The sequence below is a fragment of the Mesorhizobium sp. M4A.F.Ca.ET.050.02.1.1 genome (genome assembly GCF_003997725.1).
In the GTDB taxonomy this organism is placed as follows: Bacteria; Pseudomonadota; Alphaproteobacteria; order Rhizobiales; family Rhizobiaceae; genus Mesorhizobium.
Map to the genome: position 1 here is coordinate 1 of NZ_RZSG01000848.1, position 2,483 is coordinate 2,483.

Sequence of the window (2,483 nt, forward strand, 5' to 3'; positions counted from 1 at the left end):
GAGAAGGAGCGCATCTCGCTTGGCATCAAGCAGCTGGCGCGTGACACGGTCGGTGAAGCGGCGACTTCGGGCGAACTGCGCAAGAACGCCGTCGTCACCTGCGAGGTCATCGGCGTCAAGGACGGCGGTCTGGAAGTGCGGCTGGTCGACAGCGGCATCGAGACCTTCATCAAGCGCTCCGACCTCAGCCGTGACCGCGACGAGCAGCGCCCCGAGCGCTTCACCGTCGGCCAGAAGGTCGACGCCCGTGTCATCGCCTTCGACAAGAAGACCCGCAAGCTGCAGGTCTCGATCAAGGCGCTGGAAATCGCCGAGGAGAAGGAAGCGGTCGCCCAGTACGGCTCGACCGACTCCGGCGCCTCGCTGGGCGACATCCTGGGCGCGGCGCTGAAGAAGCAGGGCAACTAGAGCATTCCAGGAAAACCGCGCGGCGGTTTTCCGTCCGGAATTGCTTGAGCCTCTTCGCCCAACCTCAAAGAAAACCCCGCCGGAGCGATCCGGCGGGGTTTTTCTTTGGCGGGATGTCCAGAACGGTCCATCGTTTCATGGAAACGCCGACCCGCTCCGGCTTTGTTTTGGGCTATTGCGAACGGAAGACCGTTTCACACTTTTCCTGGAATTGCTCCGGAAAATCAGGCCCGACCGTAGAGCGGCACCAGCGTGCCGCTCATCGCCAGATTGGCGGGCGAGGCGAGATAGGCGATAGCCTCGGCGGCGGCTTCGAGGCTCACCCATTTGGTGAAGTCGGCGTCCGGCATGTCGGTCCGGTTGGCCGGCGTGTCGAGCGTCGAGGGCGCCACCGCGTTGACCAGTATGCCCTTGTGCTTCAGCTCCTCGGCCATCGCCACCGTCATCGCCGCGACCGCCGCCTTGCTGGCGGCATAAGCGACCATGCCAGAACCGCGCCTTGGATCGAGCCCGGCGCGCGCCGTGACGTTGACGATGCGCCCCGCCGTGCCCGAAGTCAGCATCGAGCGGATCGCGGCACGGCAACAGAGAAACGTCGTGCGGGCGTTGGTGTCCATCATCTCGGCGAAGGAGGCCGATTCGATCTTCTCCACCGGCGCCATGGCAAAGCCGCCGGCGAGGTGGATCGACCCCCAGAGGTCGGGAAGCTGGTGGTAGAAGGCCTCGACCTTGGCGGAATCCGACAGGTCGACGTTGTGCGCCAGCCTGACGCGGTCATGGGCGGCAAAGGGAAAGTGCGGAGGCGCCGCGGCATGGGCATTGGGGACATGGCAGATCGCGCCCTGATCCAAGAGCTTGCCGACAACCGCGCCACCCAGCGCCCCCGTGCCGCCGGTCACCACGATATGCCTGCCGTCCAGTGTTTCCGTCATATTCGACTGCTCCAGTCCATTTCACGCTTGCGCCACGCCGGCGCCGAACCTCGCGCCTTTCGCGCCGTCACTCAACTGAAATTTCGTTGACGCTAATTCACCGTTTCAGTTCGCCGGCCAACCGTCGAGGATCGCATCCCAGAGCAGGCGATCGCCCGTCGCCGGACGCTCGGCCTTGTGCGTCAGCTTGTGCAGCCAGAAACGATCATGGACCGCGCGATGCGCTGCCTCGTCGAGCGGCTCGAAAAGCAGCCATTGCAGCTCGTGCGGCCGGTCGGCGCCGACCTGCGGCCTGGCCAGGAACTCGCGCCGAAGCCGCCGATGCAAGAGAAGCGCAGCCTCGAAATGGTAGGGGAACATGAAGTAGTCATGAAGCCCGTCATGGGCCTTCCAGTAGTCGGCGAGGCCGCAAAGAACGGTCTCGACCAGCGGGTGGCCCTTGCGGGCATGAATGAACCAGGTTTCCACGAGCCGGGGATGGCGACCGGTCTCGCGCAGAATGTAGAAATCCTCGCCTTCGATCTCCGGCGGCACGGGCTGCCGCAGCAGGATCGTGGCATCGAGCCATGTCCCGCCGTGCCGGGCCAGCAGGTCCAGCCGGACGAAGTCGCGCCGGCGCTTGTCCCAGACATGGCCGGGAAGGTCGGTATGATCCTCGACGGTCCTGTCGTCGAGGACGATGAGTTCGCGTTCGCCCCTGTGGCGGGCCACTGAGCGCAGGCACGCCCTGACCACCGGCGGCGCCGCGTCGGCGCCTTGCGCCCAATATTGCCAGATCGGACCAAGGTCGCCAGGCGTGCTGGCGGAGCACCACCGCGAATGATCGACGGCGATGTGCCGCACCCGATGCAGCCTCTTGCGGGACCAGGTCATGCACAGCTTGGCGGCGCGTTTGCGCAGCGGCCAGGGCAAGATCGGCGAGGACGCCGCCCGGCGCAGCGGCGCAAGATAAGGGAACCTGAGCGGATCACGGAACGGCGCTGCTTCGCTGAAGAACGAGCCCGCCGCGCCATCGTCTGTTGCCACGGTGCTCAATCCACCGTGATTTCGATGACCCGCGGCTTGCCCGCCGCCCGGGCGCGCTTCAGCACATCCGCCAGGCCGTCGGCGCAGGCAAGCCGCTCGGCAGCGATGCCATAGGCC

3 protein-coding genes are annotated in these 2,483 nt (G+C 65.8%); 1 reads left to right on the top strand and 2 read right to left on the bottom strand.

Features of this window, described 5'->3' with window-relative positions; translation table 11 throughout:
• Window positions 1-408, top strand: a 408-nt coding sequence (locus tag EOA33_RS32125; protein WP_127407460.1) for a S1 RNA-binding domain-containing protein, incomplete at its 5' end; no start/stop codon positions are given.
• A 224-nt stretch (window positions 409-632) separates the two neighbouring features.
• Here EOA33_RS32125 and EOA33_RS32130 read toward each other — a convergent pair.
• Together EOA33_RS32130 and EOA33_RS32135 are read right to left on the bottom strand one after the other, a co-directional pair.
• A complete protein-coding gene (locus EOA33_RS32130; protein WP_126056887.1) occupies window positions 633-1,340 on the bottom strand; it encodes an SDR family NAD(P)-dependent oxidoreductase in 708 nt (235 codons plus the stop codon).
• A 105-nt stretch (window positions 1,341-1,445) separates the two neighbouring features.
• Window positions 1,446-2,366, bottom strand: coding sequence for a capsular polysaccharide synthesis protein (locus tag EOA33_RS32135; RefSeq protein ID WP_127407461.1), 921 nt, complete (start codon window positions 2,364-2,366; stop codon window positions 1,446-1,448).
• Between the last annotated feature and the right edge of the window lie 117 nt (window positions 2,367-2,483).

Bases quoted from the DNA above. Each gene is read 5' to 3' on its own strand.
- EOA33_RS32130 (WP_126056887.1), bottom strand. From the start codon at position 1,340: ATGACGGAAACACTGGACGGCAGGCATATCGTGGTGACCGGCGGCACG.